This is a genomic window from Amycolatopsis sp. NPDC003731 (assembly GCF_053586895.1).
Window position 1 is genome coordinate 1 of record NZ_JBSFNC010000039.1, and the last position, 20,255, is coordinate 20,255.

General features: G+C 71.2%; 14 protein-coding genes. 8 read left to right on the plus strand and 6 right to left on the minus strand.

Translation table 11 applies throughout. The annotated features are described in order from the left end of the window. Window positions 1-579 (minus strand): amino acid ABC transporter ATP-binding protein (locus tag ACWDN5_RS18515; RefSeq protein ID WP_449677206.1); only part of this gene is annotated, 579 nt, incomplete at its 3' end. Window positions 580-857: 278 nt separating this feature from the next. On the opposite strand from ACWDN5_RS18515, the gene ACWDN5_RS18520 reads away from it, so the two are divergent. Beyond that, window positions 858-1,532 carry a response regulator transcription factor gene (locus tag ACWDN5_RS18520; protein ID WP_310976527.1) on the plus strand — a complete coding sequence of 225 codons (675 nt, stop codon included), beginning with the start codon at window positions 858-860 and terminating at the stop codon, window positions 1,530-1,532. Between the two features lie 6 nt (window positions 1,533-1,538). Further along, window positions 1,539-2,933, plus strand: coding sequence for a sensor histidine kinase (locus ACWDN5_RS18525; RefSeq protein ID WP_310976420.1), 1,395 nt, complete (start codon window positions 1,539-1,541; stop codon window positions 2,931-2,933). On the opposite strand, the gene ACWDN5_RS18530 is transcribed toward ACWDN5_RS18525, so the two are convergent. Further along, the gene (locus ACWDN5_RS18530; protein ID WP_310976419.1) at window positions 2,930-3,856 is read right to left on the minus strand and encodes a TAXI family TRAP transporter solute-binding subunit; all 927 of its coding nucleotides are present in this window, start codon (window positions 3,854-3,856) and stop codon (window positions 2,930-2,932) included. The genes ACWDN5_RS18525 and ACWDN5_RS18530 overlap by 4 nt on opposite strands. 125 nt (window positions 3,857-3,981) lie before the next feature. On the opposite strand from ACWDN5_RS18530, the gene ACWDN5_RS18535 reads away from it, so the two are divergent. Next, window positions 3,982-4,698, plus strand: a complete 717-nt coding sequence (locus ACWDN5_RS18535) for a zinc ribbon domain-containing protein (protein WP_449677168.1) — start codon at window positions 3,982-3,984, stop codon at window positions 4,696-4,698. 10 nt (window positions 4,699-4,708) lie between these two features. On the opposite strand, the gene ACWDN5_RS18540 is transcribed toward ACWDN5_RS18535, so the two are convergent. Together ACWDN5_RS18540 and ACWDN5_RS18545 are read right to left on the minus strand one after the other, a co-directional pair. Beyond that, window positions 4,709-5,044, minus strand: coding sequence for a hypothetical protein (locus tag ACWDN5_RS18540; RefSeq protein ID WP_449677169.1), 336 nt, complete (start codon window positions 5,042-5,044; stop codon window positions 4,709-4,711). Between the two features lie 2 nt (window positions 5,045-5,046). Beyond that, entirely contained in the window at window positions 5,047-6,801 is a 1,755-nt protein-coding gene (locus tag ACWDN5_RS18545) for a hypothetical protein (protein WP_310976416.1), read from the minus strand. Window positions 6,802-7,175: 374 nt separating this feature from the next. Between ACWDN5_RS18545 and ACWDN5_RS18550 the strand changes: the two genes are divergently transcribed. Together ACWDN5_RS18550 and ACWDN5_RS18555 are read left to right on the plus strand one after the other, a co-directional pair. Continuing rightward, window positions 7,176-9,026 (plus strand): autotransporter-associated beta strand repeat-containing protein, encoded by a 1,851-nt coding sequence (locus ACWDN5_RS18550; RefSeq protein ID WP_449677170.1) that lies wholly within the window; start codon window positions 7,176-7,178, stop codon window positions 9,024-9,026. Then, entirely contained in the window at window positions 9,023-10,348 is a 1,326-nt protein-coding gene (locus ACWDN5_RS18555) for a jacalin-like lectin (protein ID WP_449677171.1), read from the plus strand. Before ACWDN5_RS18550 ends, ACWDN5_RS18555 begins: the two co-directional genes overlap by 4 nt. On the opposite strand, the gene ACWDN5_RS18560 is transcribed toward ACWDN5_RS18555, so the two are convergent. Further along, entirely contained in the window at window positions 10,333-11,040 is a 708-nt protein-coding gene (locus ACWDN5_RS18560; protein WP_449677172.1) for a protein kinase domain-containing protein, read from the minus strand. The two genes, ACWDN5_RS18555 and ACWDN5_RS18560, sit on opposite strands and share 16 nt — an antisense overlap. A 211-nt stretch (window positions 11,041-11,251) precedes the next feature. Then, on the minus strand, window positions 11,252-15,307 hold the full coding sequence (locus tag ACWDN5_RS18565) for a family 43 glycosylhydrolase (protein ID WP_449677173.1): 4,056 nt from the start codon (window positions 15,305-15,307) through the stop codon (window positions 11,252-11,254). 273 nt (window positions 15,308-15,580) lie between these two features. Between ACWDN5_RS18565 and ACWDN5_RS18570 the strand changes: the two genes are divergently transcribed. From ACWDN5_RS18570 to ACWDN5_RS18580, 3 genes are all read left to right on the plus strand, one after another. After that, window positions 15,581-16,954: a glycoside hydrolase family 43 protein gene (locus tag ACWDN5_RS18570; RefSeq protein WP_449677174.1), complete on the plus strand. Its 1,374-nt coding sequence runs from the start codon at window positions 15,581-15,583 to the stop codon at window positions 16,952-16,954. A 21-nt stretch (window positions 16,955-16,975) separates the two neighbouring features. After that, window positions 16,976-18,412, plus strand: coding sequence for an RICIN domain-containing protein (locus ACWDN5_RS18575; protein ID WP_449677175.1), 1,437 nt, complete (start codon window positions 16,976-16,978; stop codon window positions 18,410-18,412). Window positions 18,413-18,497: 85 nt separating this feature from the next. Continuing rightward, a complete protein-coding gene (locus tag ACWDN5_RS18580) occupies window positions 18,498-20,243 on the plus strand; it encodes a cellulase family glycosylhydrolase (RefSeq protein WP_449677176.1) in 1,746 nt (581 codons plus the stop codon). The last annotated feature ends 12 nt before the right edge of the window (window positions 20,244-20,255 follow it).

Sequence of the window (20,255 nt, forward strand, 5' to 3'; positions counted from 1 at the left end):
ATCGCCATCGTCGGCATCGGCTGCCGGTTCCCGGGCGGAGTCCGTTCGCCCGAGGACCTCTGGCGCCATTTCCGGGTCCAGCGCCGAGGTCGGCTCGTCGAACAGCATGACCTTGGGCCGCATGGCCAGCGCCCGCGCGATGGCGACGCGCTGCTGCTGGCCACCCGAAAGCTGCGCCGGGTACTTGTCGGCCTGGTTGGCGATGCCGACGCGCTCCAGCAGCTCCATCGCCGTCTTGCGCGCTTCGGCCTGCGAGGTCTTGCGGACCTTCACCGGCGCGAGCATGACGTTTTCGACGATGGTCTTGTGCGCGAACAGGTTGAACGACTGGAACACCATGCCGACGTCGGCCCGCAGCGCGGCCAGCGCCTTGCCCTCGGCGGGCAGCGGGACGCCGTCGACGGCGATCTCGCCCGAGTTGATCGGCTCGAGCCGGTTGATCGCCCGGCACAGAGTCGACTTGCCCGAGCCCGACGGGCCGAGCACCACGACGACCTGGCCGCGAGGCACCTCGAGCGTGATCTCCCTGAGCACGTGCAGGTCGCCGAAGTACTTGTTCACGGCGGACGCCTTGATCATCGGCGCCGCCACCTCCGCGGTCATCTGGCCTCCCGGGTCGTTCGTGCAAATCGGGCATGGGTCACCACGCGATGGCGAGAACCTACCGTTGCTTCACCGGCTGGCAAGGCCGCTTGAGCAATACTTAGGGTTTCAACTGAGTATCGATGTCCTTTTTGGGGGGTGTCCACCCGGGGTCACGGAGTGTGACCGTCCGGGTGGCCGGTGCGGGAGCCGCCCGGACGTCCTAGAGTTCGCCGTACCGGCCGGTGAAGCAGGTCACCATGGGAGGCGGACGGGTGCGGGTGCTGCTGGTGGAGGACGACGACCGGGTCGCGGGCGCGCTCATCCCGGCGCTGACCCGCCGCGGCCTGGCGATCGCCCGGCTCGCCACCGGCGCCGGCGTGCTCGACCGGGTGCACGAGGTCGACGTCATCCTGCTCGACCTCGGCCTGCCGGACATCGACGGCGTGACGCTGTGCCGCCAGATCCGCGCGGTGAGCGACGTCGCGATCATCGTCGTCTCGGCGCGCGGCGAGGTCGACGACCGGATCCAAGGCCTGCGCGCGGGCGCCGACGACTACCTGGTCAAGCCCTACGACGTCGAGGAGCTGCTCGCCCGGGTCGAGGCCGTGCGCCGCCGCCGCGGGGAGCACCCCGCCGCCGAGCCGGTGGTCATCCGGGTCGGGGACGTCACCGTCGACGTCTCCCGGCACGAGGTGCTGGTCGACGGCAAGGCGGTCGCGCTGTCCCGCAAGGAGTTCCAGGTGCTGGCGCTGGTGGCGGGCGCCCGCGGGGCGGTGTGCTCGCGCGAGCACGTGCTCACCGAGGTGTGGGGCCACCGCGGCGCGGCGGAGAGCCGGTCACTGGACGTCCACGTCGCGACGCTGCGGACGAAGCTGGGCCGCCCGGCGCTGATCGAGACCGTCCGCGGGGTCGGGTACCGGCTCGGCGGCCAGGTCGCCCGGAGCTGAGGCGGCGTGCGCGTCCGGCTGCAGGGCATCGTGCTGACGCTGGTGGCGTTGCTGGTGTTCGGCCTGGGCATCCCGCTGGCCAGGAGCATCGCCGCGGGGGCGCAGCAGGACCTGTTCCTGGACCGGCTGACCGACACGGCCCGGTTCGCGTCGCTGGCGCAGCGGCCGCTGCTGGACAACAAGCCGGGGCTGATCGAACCCGACCTGATCCGCTACACCGACGTCTACGGCGTCCAGGCGCTGGTCGTCAACCAGGACGGCAAGCTGTTCGCCTCCTCGCTCGGGCAGTCCGCGCGGATCGACCTGAAGGACGACCGGGTCAGCGGGCCGGTCCACGAGGCGCTCGCCGGCCGCCGGTCCCAGCCCACCGGGGTGCTGATGCCGTGGGATTCGACGCCGCTGGTGCTCGCCGAACCGGTGCTCGCGGACGGTGAGGTGCACGGCGCGGTGCTCACCGTGTCCGACACCGGCGCCGAGCGGGCGGACGTGCTGTGGTGGTGGCTGCTGCTCGCCGCGGGCGGGATCCTCGCGTTCACGCTCGCGCTGGCCGTGGCGATCCCGGTGGTCCGGTGGATCCTGCGGCCGGTGCACCGGCTGGACGACGCGACCGGCGCGCTGGTGGCGTCGGTGGTCAGCGGCCGGGAAGCCGAGCCGGTCGGGGAGAGCGGCGGGCCGCCGGAGCTGCGGCAGCTGGGCCGCTCGTTCGACCGGATGGCGTCCAGCGTGTCGGGTGCGCTGGCGGCGCAGCGGGCGTTCGTCGCCGACGCGTCCCACCAGCTGCGCAACCCGCTGACGGCGTTGAAGATCCGGCTCGGCAACCTCGAAGGCCACGTCGACGACGAGCCGGCGGCCGCCGACCTGGAAGCGGCGCGGGTGGACGCGGGCCGCCTGCACCAGATCCTGGACGGCCTGCTGTCGATGGCCCGTGCCGAGGCTTCGGGTGGCGAGCTGGACCCGGTGGTGCTGGACGAGGTCGTGGCGGACCGGGTCGCCGACTGGTCGGTGGTGGGCGAGGCCCGCGACGTCCGCTTGGTGGTGGAGACCTCCGGCGACGGCGCGCGCGTGTGCATGCCGCCGAGGGGCGCGGAGACGATCCTGGACGCATTGCTGGACAACGCTTTGAAGTTCACGGCGGCGGGGACGGAGATCCTGGTCGCGGTGGCGCGCTCGGGCGACCGGGTGCGGTTGTCGGTGCGGGATCACGGGCCGGGCCTGCCGCCGGAGGAGCTCGACCGGGCGCTGGACCGGTTCTGGCGGAGCCCGGCGCACCAGAACGTGCCGGGGTCCGGGCTGGGGCTGGCGATCGTGAGTGAGATCGTCGCGCATTCGGACGGGGAGCTGGCGCTGGAGCTGCCCGAGGGGGGCGGGCTCCGGATCTCGATGGTGTTCCCGGTGGCCTAGGTCTTCTGCGACCGGTAGTACCGCAGCGCGCCCGGGTGCAGCGGGATCGGCTGGGTCTCGATGCCCGGGTGGACGTCGATCGACAGGGCCGCCGAGTTGGCGTTCGCCAGCTCGCGGCGGGCGTCGAACAGGCCGCGGACCAGGGCCTCCGCCACGTCGTCCGGCATGGACTCCGGGACCACCAGGAAGTTCGGCACCACCAGCGTCGTCACCGGGAAGGCCTGGTTGTACGTGCTCGCCGGGATCGTCGCGGTGCTGTAGACCTGGCTGCTCGCCTGCACCCTCGGCATGACGTCGGCGAGGTCGAGCAGGTGCAGCTTGCCCCGGTTCTCCGGCTCCAGCAGCTTCGGCGTGGGCAGGCCGCCGGACCAGAAGAACGCGTCGACCTCGTGGTTCAGCAGCGCGGTGACGGACTGGTCGAGGCCGCGGGTGCTGGTGCTGACGGAGTCCCGCAGCCCGATCGTCTTGAGCAGCCAGTTGGCGATGAACTCGACGCCGGACTGCGGTGAGCCGATCGCGATCCGGTGGCCGCTCAGCTGCGACACCGACCGGATGTCGGAGTCGGCCCGGACGACGATGTGCAGGTAGTCGTCGTGGATCCGGGCGAGCGCGGCGAACCTCGGCTTGGCTTGGTACTGGGCCGCGGCGACGTCGGCCGCGACGAAGGCGACGTCGGCCTGGCCGGTGAGGACCTTGTCGACGTTGTCGGGCGAGCCCTGCGTCTCGAGCACCGCGGGCCGGTCGATGCCCAGGCCGCCCTGCCAGGCCGTGGCGAGGGTCTGGGCGAGTTTGTAGTAGACGCCGCTGGAGGTGCCCGCGGCGATCCGCAGCTCGAGCCCGCCGAACCCGGAGGTGCAGGCGGCGAGCACCAGCAAGAGGGCGGCCGCGATCGCGAGTCCGCGCGTGCGCCTGCTGCTGGTCACCGCCTGATCGTGCCAGACGCCGGGCACCGGAGGGAATTCCGGGACCGCCGATTCCGCGGGAATCCGGAAAGATCGGTTTCGGCCCGGTTTGTAACAGGCCGCTTCGCACGACGGACTTCAAGGCCATGAGCTCCTGCACGGTGTGCGAACGAGAACTCGAACCCCAGGCCCGATTCTGCGGAACCTGCGGGACGCCGGTCGACGCTTTTTCCCCGGCGCCGTCCGGGACCGCGGCCGGTTCGTCGTCGCGGAAACTGCTCCCGTTGCTGGCCGCGGGATCGCTGGTGGCGCTGGCCGCCGCCGGAGCGGTGATCTTCGCGGTTTCCCGTTCGCCGGGCCCCGCCGCGCCCGCGGCGCAGCCCGGAACCGGACCGGTGGAGGCGCCCACCCAGCCGTGGGCGCCCGCGACGAGCGCGGACCTGCGCACGACCTGGTCGCCGCCGTCCGTGACCACGTCGAGCACGACGGTCACCGAAACCGACCTGCGCGACCAGGTTTCCCGCGACCACGACGTCGCGGAAAGCCTGGTCGGGCGCTGGCTCCCGCAGTTGTCGTCGAAAGCCGCCGGTCTCGTGGTGAACGGCGTGACCTACGACGACGCCGCCGTGCTGGCCGATTTCCGGCGGTTGCGGGAAAAGTACCCCGACGCTTTCATGGTCGATTCCGGTGATTACCGGAACTTCAGCCGCAGCGGCTTCTGGGTCACCCTGAAAGGGCAGGCTTTCTCCAGCGCCGACGACGCCAACGCGTGGTGCGGGCAGCAGGGATTCGCCCGGCAGGACTGCCACGCGAGCCGGCTCACCCACACGGGTGGGCCGAGTGGCAACTCCAAGCCGCGGTGACGAGGCCTCGTCACCCGAAGAGCTTGAGGACGAGCTCGGTGATCTTCGTGAGCGGTGCGCTCAGGTCGCCGATCAGGGTGGTGACGGTTTCCCAGCGCTTCCGGACCACCTTGCCGCGCGGCTCCTCCTTCTTGAGTTCCTCCTCGATCTTGCCCACTTCCGCCTGCACTTCGGCGCGGTCGGCCGCGGGGGCGGCGGCGATGATGTCGGGCCGCACCCGGGCGAGTGCCTCGAGCAGGTCCTCCACCGGCGCCGCCGGTCCGGACGTGTAGTGGTTCACGCTGGCCCGGTGCCCGACGGCGCTGCCCTCGAAGTGCGCGCCGCGCATGTCGAACCGGTCGCCCATGATCACTTCTCCTTTGCGGGCTTGCCGCCCTTGTTGACGCTGCTGTGCGAGCCGACCGCCGAATCGACGAAGGTGCTGCCGCGCAGGTCGTAGGTGTTGTAGACGGGATCGGCCAGTTTCGTGAACTCGACGACGGAGTAGCCGCGCTCCTGCAGGTAGGCGCCGACCGCGCGGAACAGCGTCGAATCCATGATCCGGACGTACCGCTCCACGTCGACGTCCTGGAAGTAGCTCTGCACCAGCTCGGCCTGCGCCAGTTCGCGCAGGCTCCGGCCGGCCCCGTACTTGGCCGGCTCGATCTTGTCGGGGCGCTGCTGCAACGCCTTGAAGCCGCGGAACACGGTCTTGGCGCGCCGGAGGACCGTCGCCGGCAGCAGGCACCACTCGACGGCCGCGGCCCGCAGCGGCGCGAGCACGGGGGACCGGTGCCGGTCGATGGTCCGGTAGCGCGGATCGATCGGCAGCAGGGCCAGGAACTGCCATTCGAGGAACAGCATCCGCTGGTTCGTCCCGACGTGGAGGTAACACGACGTGGTCAGGTCGCGGTCCCACGACTCGATGCGGTAGCAGCGGTAGTACCGCGCCCACTCCACCGAAGCGTCGGCGAGGTGGCGGGCCGCTTCGGGGTCCAGCTGCGGAGCCGGCCGCCCGGCCAGGCTCGGCAGGACGCCGGGCACCGCCGCCCGGTCGGCCACCAGCCGGTCCGCCGGGATGAGCACCTGCTCGCGCAGCACCAGGTCTTCGAGGCGCCGGCCGGGGCCCAGCGAGGACGTCCCGCGCAGCCGCGCCATCGCCGCGCTGACCTGGTCCTGCAACCCGGTGACGTTGATCGTCTCCGGTTCGGCGTCGTCGTCGGCCGGTTCGAGCGGCAGGGTGATCACCTGCTGGTGCAGCGGGATCCCGGCGCCCACGAACGGGGAGAACCCCCGGTGCACGACCACGTCCACCTTGTCGGGGTGGCGCGCCAGTTCCTGCTCCACCCGGGCCAGATCGCCCAGCGGCCCGGCGAACCGGTCCAGGCCGAGCCCGCGCAGCCACCGCTCCTGCTCGTCCGCGCTCATCTCCCGGTTGGGGACGAAGGTGCCGGTGCGGAACCGGTCGAAGACCAGGAAGTGCACCGCGAACTCGTCGGCGCCGAGGACGACGGCCATCAAGACGATCAGGACGAAGGGAACGACGATGACGCCCACGCCCAGGCCGGCGCCCACGCTCGAAGCCGCCGTGCCCAGCTCGGAGCCCGGTGACTCGGACCCGAGGCCGAACACCGTCCCCAGCGCGTAGCCGATGACGCTGATCCCGGCCAGCGGCAGGACGACGGCGACCATGAGGACCGTCCCGATCGCCGCGCCCCGCTTGGTGGGCGTGAGCTTGCCGGTGACCACGGCCAGGACGGTGGCGACCACCAGCCAGGCGATGAACCACAGGGGGTTGAGGACCAGCATCACCAGCAGCAGCCCCAGCAGCACCCCGTCGCGGATGCGCCGCCGCGCGCGGGCGGCCACCGCCTCGCGCAAGACCGCGGTGGTGTCCACGCCGGGTGTCTGCGGAACGGCGCGGAACGGTTCGACGAGGAATTCCTTGATCGCCTCGTCGGCGAATTTCTCGTCGAGCTGTGCCGCGGCACAGAGGTATCGCGTGGTGATGTCCCGCCGCGCCAGGGAAGCGCCACACTGCTGGCAGTATTTGTCCCCGGCTCGGTTGACCGACCGGCAACGCCGGCATCGTCTGCTCTGTTCGGTTTCGACACCGACAGCCATGGAATTCCCTTTCCGGTCCGATCCCACCCGGGAGTCGTCCGGCCGGCCGTGCGGTGTTACAGACCGGAACCGCGTTCACCGGTTCCGGTCGTCGTGCGACCGGGCGGGTGCGCCGAGTTGCCGGTGTCGCCGGCAACCCGGCCCAGAGCGAGATCCGGGGCGCGGTCGCGGCGATCAGCCCGCTCGGGCGAGTCACCGCGCCCGTCGAAGTCCGGATCGAGTGAATTCGTCGAATTCACAGAGGCTTCGCAAAAGATCAGGTTACTGACGGGCGAATTACTCCGGACGCTGCTTGACCCGGATCTCCCCGGCGCTGATCATTCCCGCAGCGATTCCCAGCGCGCATCTCCCGCGCGCCTTCCCAGGAGAACCCATTGAGCCTCGCGCCCTTGGACCGGCGGGCCTTCCTGCGCCTGTCCGCGCTCGTCCCCACCGTCGCCGTCCTGCCCGCTGTGCTCAGCGTGCCCGCCTGGGCGGAGGCGACGACGGCGTTCGTCGACTCCTACCGCACGAACATCCCGGCCAACCACACCGCGGAGACCAACGCGGCGGTGCGGATCCTGAGCGGGATGCAGCGGGTCTGGCGCACCGGGTCCACTTGGGACAGTGGTGCTGTGCTCGACGCCGCACTGCTGCGCGCGAACGTCCGGCACTGCGTCGCCGTCACCCGCGCCCGGACCGACGCCGAAGCCAAGCGCTCCTTCGTCTACGATCGCCAGCACCAGTCCTACGCCGCCATCGGCGGTCTTGGCCCGCTCGCGGACCTCTACCGCCGTGGCGCCAAGGCGGTCACCAGCATCACGAGTGCCCCGGACGGCACGCCGCCGGCGAAGATCGACGACGCCGTCCCGGCGAACGCCCCGGCGGGCTCGGCGCTCGGCGCCGGTTCGCACGACTCGGAACTGGGCCTGGTGGCCACCCTCGTGGACACCGTCCGCGGCACCTGGGCCTCGGGCAACCCGAGCAAGGCCGCCTACCAGTACCCGCGGCCGTGGCGGATGACCGCCGACAGCCGGGTCGAGGACACCGGCCGGGTCGACGCGCTCGGCTTCCCGGTGTACCGGTCCGACGTGGTCGTCGCGCCGCAGCTGCTGCGCCAGCGCAGCACGACCCCGGCCGAGGACGGCGGCTTCCCCAGCGGTCACACCAACGCGTTCCACCTGGCCTGCCTCGCGCTGGCCTACGCGGTCCCCGAGCGGTTCCAGGAGCTGGTGGCGCGGGCCTACGACCTGGCCGACACGCGGATCGTCGCCGGGATGCACTCGCCGGTGGACGCGATCGGCGGCCGCACCCTGGCCACCGCGCTCACCGCCGCGACCCTCGCGGACCCGGAGAACGCGACGCTCAAGGCGGCGGCGCGGGAACAGGCGCTGAAGTACTTCACCGCGAAGACCGGCACGACCCCCGACACGCTCTTCGCCCGGGCACACACCGGCGCCGACGAGTACGGCGACCGCCGCGCCAACGCCGCGATGGTCACCCGCCGGGCCACCTACGGCCTGCCGGACCGCGGGGCGCGCACCGCGATGCGCGTCCCGAAGGGCGCCGAGGTCCTGCTCGAAACCCGCCTGCCGTACCTGGACGCGGCACAGCGGCGGGAAGTCCTGCGCACGACGGCGTTCCCGGGCGGCAACCCGCTGCTCGACGGCCCGGAGCTGTGGGGGCGGCTGAACCTCTTCGCCGCGGCCGACGGCTTCGGCGCGTTCGACACGAGCGTCCGCGTCACGATGGACGCCACCCGCGGCGGGTTCTCCGCGAACGACAGCTGGCGCAACGACATCGGCGGCGCCGGCGGGCTCGTCAAGGCGGGCACCGGGACGCTGACACTGGCCGGGGCCAACCGCTACCGCGGCGGCACCCGCGTCGAGGCGGGCACGCTGGTCGCGGCGACGCCGGGCGCACTCGGCACCGGCACCGTCGAACTCGCCGGCGGCGTGCTGCGCGCGTCCGGCCTCCGGATCGGCGCCTACCACCAGACCGGCGGCACGCTGTCCGCTGCCACCGGGCCGGCGCTGGTCGTGCGCGGCGAGGCCATCCTCGACCGCGGCAGCGTCCTGGAGCTGCGGATCGACGGCTCCGGCCCGGGGCACGAGCTCGACGTGCTGTGCGCGCGGCGGCTGCGTGGCCGGTTCGCCGCCATCCGAGCCGACCGCCCGGGGTACCGGGTGGTCCCGCGCTACACCTCCACCGGTTTGTCCGTCCGAATCCAGCGGGAGTTCTCGTGAGAAAACGCATCGCCGCGTTGGCACTCGCCGTCACGGTGTCCACAGTGGTCAGTCCGGCGGCCGCGCGGGCCGCCGACGGCGGCAGCTTCTCGGTCCTGGCCTACAACGTCGCCGGCCTGCCCGAGAGCATCTCGAGCGCGCCGACCCCGCGTGACCCCGCCACGACGGCGATCGGGCAGCGGCTCGGCCCCTACGACGTGGTGCACGTCGAGGAGGACTTCAACTACCACGCGAAGCTCTACGCGGCCGACCAGCACCCGTACCGGACGCCGACCAGCGGTGGCGCGGGGATCGGCAGCGGGCTGAACACGCTGTCCTCACTGCCGTACGACGCCGACGACTTCGAGCGCGTCCGCTGGACGTCCTGCCAGCTCGACTCCGGCGACTGCCTGACCCCGAAGGGCTTCACCTTCATGCGGGTGCGGCTGGCCGAAGGCGTGTACGTCGACTTCTACAACGCGCACACCAACGCCGGGACGAACGCCGGCGACGAGGCCTCGCGCGCGTCCAACCTGGCGCAGCTGACCGCGTTCATCCGGTCGCACTCGGCGGGCAACGCGGTGGTCGTCATGGGCGACACCAACACGCGCTACACCCGGGCGGCCGACACGATCGCGCAGTTCGGCGCGGACAACGGCCTCACCGACGCGTGGGTCAAGCTCGTGCGCGGCGGCGTCGCGCCGGCTCCGGGCAGCCCCGACCTCGTGTGCGACAAGCAGGCGCCCGCCAACGACTGTGAGGTCGTCGACAAGGTGCTCTACCGCAGCAGCAAGCTCGTCTCGCTCGACGCGACCTTCTACAACAACGAGCACTCGAAGTTCCTGTACACCGACGGCAACATGCTGTCCGACCACGACCCGATCACCGTGCGCTTCAGCTGGCAGCGCAACCCCGCGCTGCAGCTGTCGGACCAGTTCGGCGGCCCGCACGGCGACTACTTCACCGACGTCCCCGCGGTGCCCGCGAACGCCCGGGTGCGGACCTGGTCGCTGCGCAGCGGCAACCGCGTCGACCAGGTGGGGGTGACCCTGGAGAACGGCACCACGCTGACCCACGGCGGCACCGGCGGGACGGCGGCGTCGCTCACGCTCGGCACCGGCGAGTACGTCACGACGGCGACCCTGTGCCAGGGCAAGTACAGCAACACGACCCGGATCTTCTCGGCCCGGTTCACCACCAACCTCGGCCGCGTCCTCGCCGGCGGCTCGACGACCGGCGACTGCGTCACCCGCACGGCCCCGGACGGCTGGCAGCTCGCCGGCTTCCACGGCCGCACCGGTGCCGAGGTCGACAAGGTGGGCTTCGTCTACACGCAGCGGTAGTCGCCGGCCGGCGCCCGAGGCGCCCCGCGGTCCGGAGCAGGTTCCGGACGGCGGGGCGTCACGCTGTTCAGCAGCTCTTCGGCGACGGCCATGGTGGGCCGGGCCGCGGGGTCCGGGTGCAGCAGCCGCAGCACGGCTTCGGCGAGCGGGTGCCGGACCAGGCCGAGATCGCCGCCCAGCGCGGCGTAGAGGGTGGCGCCCAGGGAGTACACCTCCGCCGGGAAGTCGGGGAAGCCGCCGTCGAGCACCTCGGGGGCGAGGTAGCTGTGCAGGGGGTTCCCGCCGCCCACGATCGCGGCGCGGCCCTGGGCGGAGACGACGACGTGGTCCGGATCGACGGCGGCGTGCAGCACGCCTTCGTCGTGCGCGGCGGCCAGCTGGGCGGCCAGCTGGACCCCGAACCGGGCGACCAGCCCGGCGGCGAGCGGACCGTGCTCGCCGAGCAGCTCGGTCAGCGTCCGCGCCCCGGGGTACTCGAGCACGAGGTAGGTGGTGCTGTCCTCGTCGACGACGTCACAGATGGCCGCCCGCGGCGCGGGGATGGCGGGCACCGCGGGCGGCTCGTCGAACAGCGGTTTGACGGCGACGATCCGGTCGAGCCGTTCGTCCTGGGCGTGCCAGACCACGGTGCCCGCCCCGGCCGGGCCGAGCAGGCGGTACCGGTCACCGATCAGTGTTCCTTCGCTCGCCACGTCGTTGTCCCTCCGCGTCGTCCACCGTCCTACCGGGAGATACGGCCGGAACCCGAATCCGGTTCGCTTGATCGACTCGATTCCCCGTTCGTGACAAAAGAACGGCGGGTCACTGCCGCTTTTTCGACAACTTGTTCACCCCGGCGGGGGAGAACGGCCCGGGCCCGGCCCGGCGGCTTCGCGGCCACCCGGCCGGGCTCGGGCCCGGTGTTCACCTCCACTTGAGCGGCGGCACGCTCCCCAGCGTCGGCACCACCTCGGCGATCGTCCCGTCCGCGCCGAACCGCAGGCGGTCGATCGTCACCTCGCGGTGCGTTCCGTCCCCTCCCGGGATCGCGAACCGGTGGTAGGCGATGTACCACTCGTCCTTGCCCGGCACCTGCACGATGCTGTGGTGCCCGGTGCCCAGGATCCCCAGCGACGGGTCCTTCTCCAGGATCACGCCCCGGTTCACCAGCCCCGCACCCAGCGGGCCGGTCGCCGTCGCGTAGCCGACGCGGTAGTTCTCGCTGCCCGTGTCGTCGATGGACCACGTGAGGTGGTACGTGCCCGCGCGCTTGGTCATGAACAGGCCCTCGCGGAAGCCGTCGAGGCCGGTCAAGCGGGTGATCTTCGCCGGGTCGTACGACGTCAGGTCGGCGTTCAGCGGTACCACGTAGGCGGTGCCATTGCCCCAGTACAGGTACGTCTGCCCGTCGTCGTCGGTGAACACCGCCGGGTCGATCGCCTGGCCGCCCGCCGGGTTCGCCGCGATCAGGGGCTTGCCCAGCGCGTCGGTGAACGGCCCGGTCGGCGACGAAGACACCGCGACGCCGATCTTGGCGTCCGCGCAGAAGTAGAAGTAGTACTTCCCGTTCCTTTCGGTGATCGTCGGCGCCCACGCCCGGCTGTCCGCCCACGACACGTCCGGGCCGAGGTCGAGGATCTTCGGGTGCCGCGTCCAGGTGACGAGGTCCTTGCTCGACCATGCGTCGAACGTCGTCCCCGACCAGCCGGGGTAGCCGTCGGTCGTGGCGTAGACGTAGTACGTGTCGCCGAAGCGGACGATGTTCGGGTCGGCGTTGAAGCCGGGCAGGACCGGGCTGTTCATCACCACCGCGGTGACCGTCCACGTCCGCCGCTGCCGGCCGGCGCCGACGACCGAGTAGCCCACCGGGCCGGTGAAGTCCTGCCGCGAACCGTTGTGGGGGAACACCTGCGTGCCGTCGGCGACCTGCAGCACCGGCGCCAGCCGCCGCACGTCCGTGCCCGGCTTCACCGGCAGGACGATCGTGCCCTTCGCGCTGTCGACGATCGCCGGCACCCGGAGGGAGCCGAGCGTCACCGAGCCGACGGCCGTCTCGTTGCCCGGCGCACCGAGCACCTCCTTGGCCGTCAGGCCGCGGTTCCACACGGTGAACCGCCGCATCTTGCCCTGGAAGTACTTGTCGGCACCGTAAGCGGACCGACCGAGGTAGTTCGACGTCGTGATGCCCGCGCCGAGGTCGCCGGGTTTCGCCGTGACACCGTCCACATGGGCCACTTCGACGCCGTTGTCGTACAGCCGCGCGGTTCCGTTCGCCAGCGTGTACGTCAGCGTGTGCCAGGCGCCGCGGGACAGCGCCCGCTTGCTGTCGGCGTTCTGCTCGGTCGACCAGTTGCCCGCGGCGATCGCGGCCCGGTAGGTGTCCCCGGTCGCGAACAGGTAGCCATCACCTGCGTTGTCCGTGCTGTTGCCCAGGTTCCACAGGAAGTACGGCGTCTGCTGGCCGGGGTCGACCCACACCTGCGCCGACACCGTGATCCCGCTCAGGCCGCTCATCAGGTTGTTCGGCAGAACGACATAACCGTCCTTGCCCCCGAAGGCGAGCCCGTCCGCCGAGCGCGTGACGCCGCCGTGCACCGTGGCGTCCCGCCCGTTCCCGGAGACGTCGGCGACGGTGTCGCCCCGGCCCGCCGCGGTGAGGTCGTAGTCGGCGACGACACCCTTCCTGTCGGCCGTCACCGGCGGCGGCCCCTGCCGGAGCCGGGCCAGCTCGGCCTTGGTCACCGGCAGCACCGTGCCGTGGCGCGGGCTCTTCGGGAGCTGGTATTCCGCCGGGATCGTCCAGTTCGGCTTCGCCAGGGAATCGGTGACGAACGGGACATACCCGCGCCGCGGCGTCTCGTCCATGAACGCGTAGACCTTGGTGCTGTCGTTCGCCTTGAACACCGTCGGGCCTTCCACCCAGTCGGTGCCGAGCTTGGTGCGGATGCAGTCGGAGACCAGCTCCCAGTTGCGCGGCTTGGTCGTCGGCAGGTCCACCGCACGCAGGTTCTTCGACCGCTCGAGCACGATGTCCCGCTCGCAGGACCCGATGACCTTGCCGTCGGTGGTGAGGCGGTAGTAGTAGTCGCCGTCCTTGAGCACGGTGGAGTCGATGACGCCCTCACCGGGGTCGTTCCACACCTGCGGCTTGCTGAACGTCCGGAAGTCCCGCGTCGTCGCGTACATCATCCGCGGGTACGTCGAGCCGGTGTGGTCGACGTCGGTGGGGGCGTAGGGGCTGGTGGCCCAGTAGACGACGTAGGCACCGATCGCCGGGTCGTAGGTGGCCTCGGGCGCCCACGTCATGCCGGCCGTGTCGTCGGAGACCCGGACGTGCCGCTGGTTCGACCAGGTGACCAGGTCGGTCGACTCCCAGATCTCCAGGTACTGGCTGCCGTGGCGCTGCGCCTGGTCCCAGCCGCGGCCGTCGTTGATCTGCAGGTCGGTGGCGACGATGTAGAAGCGGTCGCCTTCGGGGGAGCGGACGATGAACGGGTCGCGGACACCGGTTTCGCCGTAGTTCGAGCGCAGGACGGGCTTGCCGCCGTTGAGCTCGTCCCAGTGCAGCGGGTCGTTGCCGCGGCTGGCCGCGAAGTGGATCTGTTCGGTGTCCTGCGTCGCCTCCCCGGTGAAGTAGGCGAACATGTACCCCTCGAGCGCTTCCTTCTTCGGCAGCGGCAGGACGGTGAGGGTGAAGGAGCGTTCGGCTGTCGCGTGGCCCTTTGTCGCACGGACCGTGAGACGCGTTTTGGCCGGCCGCGCACTGGCCGCGGGCCGGGTCACCTCGCCGGTGGCGGTGACGACGCGGGGGTCCTGGCTGCGCCAGGTCAGCGTGACGTCGCGGGCGCCCTTGACCGGCAGCGTGATGTTGCCGCGGATCGCGTCCTGGTCCGGGATGACGAGGTCCTCGAGCGCGTTGTCGACCTTCTGCCGGTCGGTGATGTCCTGCAGCACGGTGACGGTGAAGGAGCGGCTCGCGCTCTGGCCGGCGTAGGAGACGGCCGCGGTCAAGGTCACCTTCGCGTTGCCGGCGCCGGGCGCGGGCCGCGTCACCACGCCCGCCGGGGACAGCACAGCCGGGTTGCTCGACGTCCAGGCGATCGCCGAGCCGCCGGCGCCGGTCTTGGGCAGCGTCAGGTTGTCCGTGACGGCTGAGGTGTCGCCGAGGTCGAGGGCGGCCGCGTCGGCCGTCGCCCGCCCGGCGGCGGTGCGCTCGCCGAGGGCGCGGGCCTCGTCGGCGGTCACCGCGCGGTCGTAGACGCGGAAGTCGCGGACGTTGCCCTTGAGGTACTTGTCGCCGTCGTAGACCGACCGGCCCAGGTAGTCGGCGGTCGTGGTGCCGCCGCCGATCGAGCCGGGCGTGATCGTGATGCCGGTGTTGCGGGCGACCTCGATCCCGTCCTCGTACAGGACCGCGGTCCCGCCGCCGAGGGCGTAGGTGATCGTGCGCCAGCTGCCGCGGGAGAGGTTGCGGCCCGCGCTCGCGTTCTGCTCGGTGGACCAGTTGCCGGAGGCGATCGAGCCGCGGAAGGCGTCGCCGGTGGTGAACAGGTAGCCGTTCCCGGCGCCACCGCTCGTGTTGCCGAGGCCCCACAGGAAGTACGGCGTACCCTGGTCGGCCGCGATGTTCACCTGAACCGAAACCGTGATGTCCGTGAGACCCCGCATGAGGTTGTCGGGCAGGCGCACGTGTCCGTCGGTGCCACCCAGGCGCAGGCCTTCGTCACCCTGCCACGTGGTGTCACCGCTGACGCTCGCGTTGCGGCCGTGGCCCGAGGCATCGGGCACCGTCGTGCCGGAGCCGCCGGTGAGGTCGTAGCGGACGACCAGGCCGTCGTCCAGGGTCGCCGCGTGGCCGGAAGCGGCCCACACGGTCGTGGACGCCGCGGCGATGGCGAGGGTGGCGAGGATCGCGGTCAGCGGGCGAGGCCGCCGGGAGAACTTCGGCGACGACGGCGTCGCCGAAAGTCGAACGGGCATACCGGCTCTCCAGGAAGTGGGCGCCGACGGCGCGGGAAGAAGGACCTCGCGCGGGGAGGATCCGGAGCCACAACCTGGCTGCCGGGCGCGAAGTGAGCGCTAACATAGCTCCCGATCCACGCCGGGTCAATTGGCTGTTTTGCCTGGTGGCGTCGGATCTCCCGCCGATCGGACCCTTGACACCCGGTGGCGCGGGTCACTTACACTACGACCGCTTGTTAGCGCTAACAATCTTTTTGGTGCCCGGCACTCGACGACGAGGTGGACGAGACCATGATCAGTCGGCGTGGACTGATGGCGGGCACGGCGGGCGCCGTGGTCGCCGGCGTGCTCGGCAGCAGGGCCTCCGCCCAGGCCGCTTCCGGCGCCTACGTCATGGCGTACTTCACCGAGTCGCCGTCCATGACCGGTGCCGACTACGGGCTGCACCTGGCGGTCAGCGCGGACGGCCTCGACTGGATGCCGCTCAACCAGAACAACCCCGTCGTGACGCCGGCCGCCGGCACCGGCGGGCTGCGCGACCCCTTCGTGCTGCGCAAGCAGGACGGCCGGTTCACCGTGCTGGCGACCGACCTCAAGGGCACCGACTGGTCGCTGCAGAACCAGTACGTGCACGTCTGGGATTCCGCCGACCTGCGCGGGTTCACCGGGTACCGCCGGATCAAGCTGCACTCGATGGCCACGCACAGCTGGGCACCCGAGGCGTTCTGGGACCCCTCGCGCAACCAGTACGCGATCATCTACTCGGCGGCCTCCGGTGGCCACGACGTCATCATGGTCAACTACACCACCGACTTCGTGACGGTCGGCGCGCCGCAGGTGTTCTTCGACCCCGGGCACGCGACGATCGACGGGACGATGGCCTCGATCGGCGGCGTCAATTACCTGTACGTCAAGAACAACACGAACAGCACCCTGGTCGGCCAGCGCTCCGGTTCCCTGGCGCCCGGCGGGTTCACCACGTACCGGACCGGGATATCGCCCGGGCGGGGGGTGGAAGCGCCGCAGATCGTCCCGGCGCTGTCAGGGAACCGCTGGTACCTCTGGGGCGACACCTGGAGCCCCAACGGCCGGTTCTTCTGCTGGGAGACCGCCGATGTCGCCGCCGGGACCTGGACGCTGCTGAACGACCGCGCCTACACCCAGCCGCTGAACTCCAAGCACCCCGGCATCACGCCGATCACGGCCGCCGAGCGGTCCGCCCTCGTCGCGCAGTGGGGCGCCCCGGCCTGGCGGCGGCTCAAGTCCTACAACTTCCCCGACCGCTACGTCCGGCACGCGAACTCCGTGGGCCGCATCGACGCCTACCCGTTCGACCCGTATGCCGACCAGCTCTGGAAACTGGTGCCCGGCCTGGCCGACGCGGCCGGCGTGTCGTTCGAATCCGTCAACTACCCCGGCCGGTACCTGCGGCACTACGCCTACGAGCTGCGCCTCGCCGCCGACGACGGTTCCGCGAACTTCAGGGCGGACGCCACCTTCCACCAGACGGCCGGGCTCGCCGACGCGAGCTGGTCGTCCTTCCGCTCGCACAACTACCCGGACCGCTACCTCCGGCACCACGACTACGTGCTGCGGATCGACCCCCTGGGCAGCACGTCCTCCACTGTGGACAAGCAGGACGCGACTTTCCGCGTCGGCTACTGACCCGCTTGCGAAGGAGCCGTCATGCTACGACGACGTGGCCCGGTTTTGTCCTTGCTCGTGCTCGCCGCCCTGCTGCTCGGCGCGCCCGGTGCGCACGCCGCGCCGGTGACGGTGACCAGCGGGAGCCAGTTCACCGACACCTCCGGCGCCCTGGCGCACGCGCACGGCGGCGGGATGCTCAAGGTGGGGGCGTACTACTACTGGTTCGGGGAGAACCGCAACGCCGACGACACTTTCCGGGCCGTCTCGGCCTACCGCTCGACCGACCTGAAGACCTGGGAGTTCCGGGGCGACGTGCTGACGCAGTCGTCGGCGGCGGAGCTGGGCCGGGCCAAGGTCGAGCGGCCGAAGGTGATCTACAACAGCTCGACCGGCCAGTACGTGATGTGGATGCACAAGGAGAACGGCGACGACTACGCCGAAGCACGCGCGGCCGTGGCCACTTCGTCGTCCGTCGACGGTAATTACAGCTACCGCGGCAGCTTCCGGCCGCTCGGCGCTCACATGTCGCGGGATATCACGCTGTTCAAGGACGACGACGGCACCGCGTACATGGCGTCGGCGGCCCGCGAGAACGCCGATCTCAACGTCTACCGGCTCACTGCCGACTACACCGGTGTTTCGGCGCTGGTGCAGACGTTGTGGCCCGGCTCGTACCGCGAGGCGCCGGCGATGTTCAAGCGCAACGGCGTCTACTTCCTGCTCACTTCGGGGGCCACGGGCTGGCAGCCGAACCAGCAGAAATACGCCACGGCCACGAGCGTCACGGGCACCTGGAGCGGGTTGGCGAACGTGGGGGACTCCACCGGTTTCGGCAGCCAGACCGCGTACGTCCTGCCCGTGCAGGGCTCGCAGGCGACCTCGTACCTCTACCTGGGTGACCGCTGGGCGGGCGCCTGGCAGCGTCCGGTCAACGAGTCGCGGTATGTCTGGCTGCCGCTCGGCTTTCCCAGCAGCACGACGATGTCGCTGAGCTGGTACCCGAAGGTGAGCGTCGACGCGGCGACCGGCGTGGTCGCCGGGGCCGGCTCCGGCAGCGCGTACGAGACGATGGTGGCGCGCCACAGCGGGAAGTGCGCCGACATCCCGAGTTCGTCCCGGAACGACGGCGTGGCGCTCACGCAGTACACGTGCAACAACGGCGCGAACCAGCAGTGGAGCGTGCTCGACCTCGGTGACGGGTACGTCAACCTGATCGCCCGGCACAGCGGGAAGTGCCTCGGCATCGCGGGCGGCTCGACGGCGGACGGCGCGGCGGCGGTGCAGGGAACGTGCACCGCGGGCACGAACCAGCAGTGGCAGGCCCAAGCCGTCGGCGGCGGGTACACCCGGTGGGTGGCGCGCCACAGCGAGAAGTGCCTGGACGTCGTTTCCGCGTCCACGGCCGACGGTGCCGCGGTGAAGCAGTACCCGTGCACCGGCGTCACGAACCAGCAATGGCAGCGGAAGGCGGCCTGAACGGCTCCGTTCGGCCCTTGACGACCGGGTGGCGGCTCGCTAACTTTTGCGAAACTCCTTCATGTTTGGGGCCGCCATCATGCGCATGCTCGTGGCTTTACTCACCGCCGTGGCGCTGACCTCCGGCGTCGTCGCTTCCGCTGTCGCCGAAGACGTTCCCGCGCACCGGCTGTCCGTGCGCGGCTCGGCCTTCGTCGACGAGTACGGCCGCGAAGTCGTCTTGCGCGGCTTCAACGTCTCGGGCGAGGTGAAGCTGGCGGAAAACGGTTTCCTGCCGTTCGCCGATGGGGCCGACGCGCGTCGCTCGGCCCAGGCGATGAAAGCGCTCACCGGCGCGAACGCCGTGCGGATCCCGATCGCGTGGGCCGGGACGCAACCGGTGCGCGGGCCGGTGAACACGCAGTACCTGGCGAAGCTGACCGAGCAGGTGAAGGCGTTCCTGGACGAGGGCTTCACCGTCCTGCCCGACTTCCACCAGGACCTGTTCTCCCGCTACCTGTTCAACCGCGGCAGCTGGTACACCGGCGACGGCGCGCCGAAGTGGGTCGTCGACCTCGGCGGCTACCCGGCGGAGAGCTGCGGCATCTGCGCCCACTGGGGCCAGAACATCACCCAGAACGGCGCGGTCCAGGACGCCACGAAGGACTTCTGGCACAACGCCCGCGGCATTCAAGACGAGTTCGTCGGCATGGCCGCCCAGACGATGACCTACCTGCGGACGAACCTGAGTGCCGCGCAGTTCGCGGGCATCGCGGGCATGGACCCGTACAACGAGCCGTTCGCCGGGCGGTACGACTCCGGCCAGGACAGCAAGGCGTGGGAGCAGAACGTCCTGTGGCCGTTCTTCCAGCGGTTCCGCGACGCGATGGATTCCGCCGGCTGGCAGGACAAGCCCGCGTTCGTCGAGCCGAACATGTTCTGGAACGCCAACATCTCCTTCCAGCTCCACCCCGGCGGCTTCCAGGACACCGGCGTGCTGGGCCCGCGGTACGTGTTCAACACGCACTTCTACGACCAGCTCGCCCAGTCGGGCGTGTTCATGCCGGGCAAAGCGGGCGACGGCCAGTACAGCGGTGCCTTCGGCACGGTCCGGGACCGCGCGGCCGCGCTCGGCACGACGGCGATCGTCACCGAGTTCGGCCACCCGATGACCGGGTACACCTCGGACAAGACCCCGACCGTGGACAAGGCGATGTACCAGGCCCTGGACTCGCGGGTGTCCGGCGCGAACTGGTGGCGCAGGCCGGCGGACTCGGGCCCGGTGCTGTCGGCGACGCAGTGGCAGTGGGACATCTACAGCGGCCGCCACCACGAGCTGATGAACGACAACCCGGACAAGGTCAAGACGGACGGCGACGCCTGGAACGGCGAGGACTTCTCCTCGGCCCGCACGGCGGACGACGGAACGGTCCAGCTCCGCCAGGACGCCCGGCTCCTCGACCGCCTCTACCCGGCCGCGGTGGCGGGCCACACGCTGGCGTTCACCTACGAGGACCGCTCGCGGGACGGCAGCCAGACGCTGACGTGGAACCGGATCCCGTCGACGATGCCGGCCACGGCCGCACTGACCGGCGCGGGCCGCTACGGCGTCCTGGTGTGGCAGGGGACCGACGCGGGCGCGCCGACCGAGCTGCACGTCCCGGCGGGGATGACGCCGACGGTGGTCACCGACGTGGCCTCGCCGGTCCGGGTGGGCGACCGCCTGCGCCTGCCGGCGGCACCGGGCCTGCACTACGCCCTGATCGCGGAACCGGCGTCGCCGCCGACCGCGGCCCAGCTGGCGGCGGTGCGGGCGGAGCTGGCGGCCTGGGCGCCGACGGCGGTGCGCTAGCCGCGTCGGCGC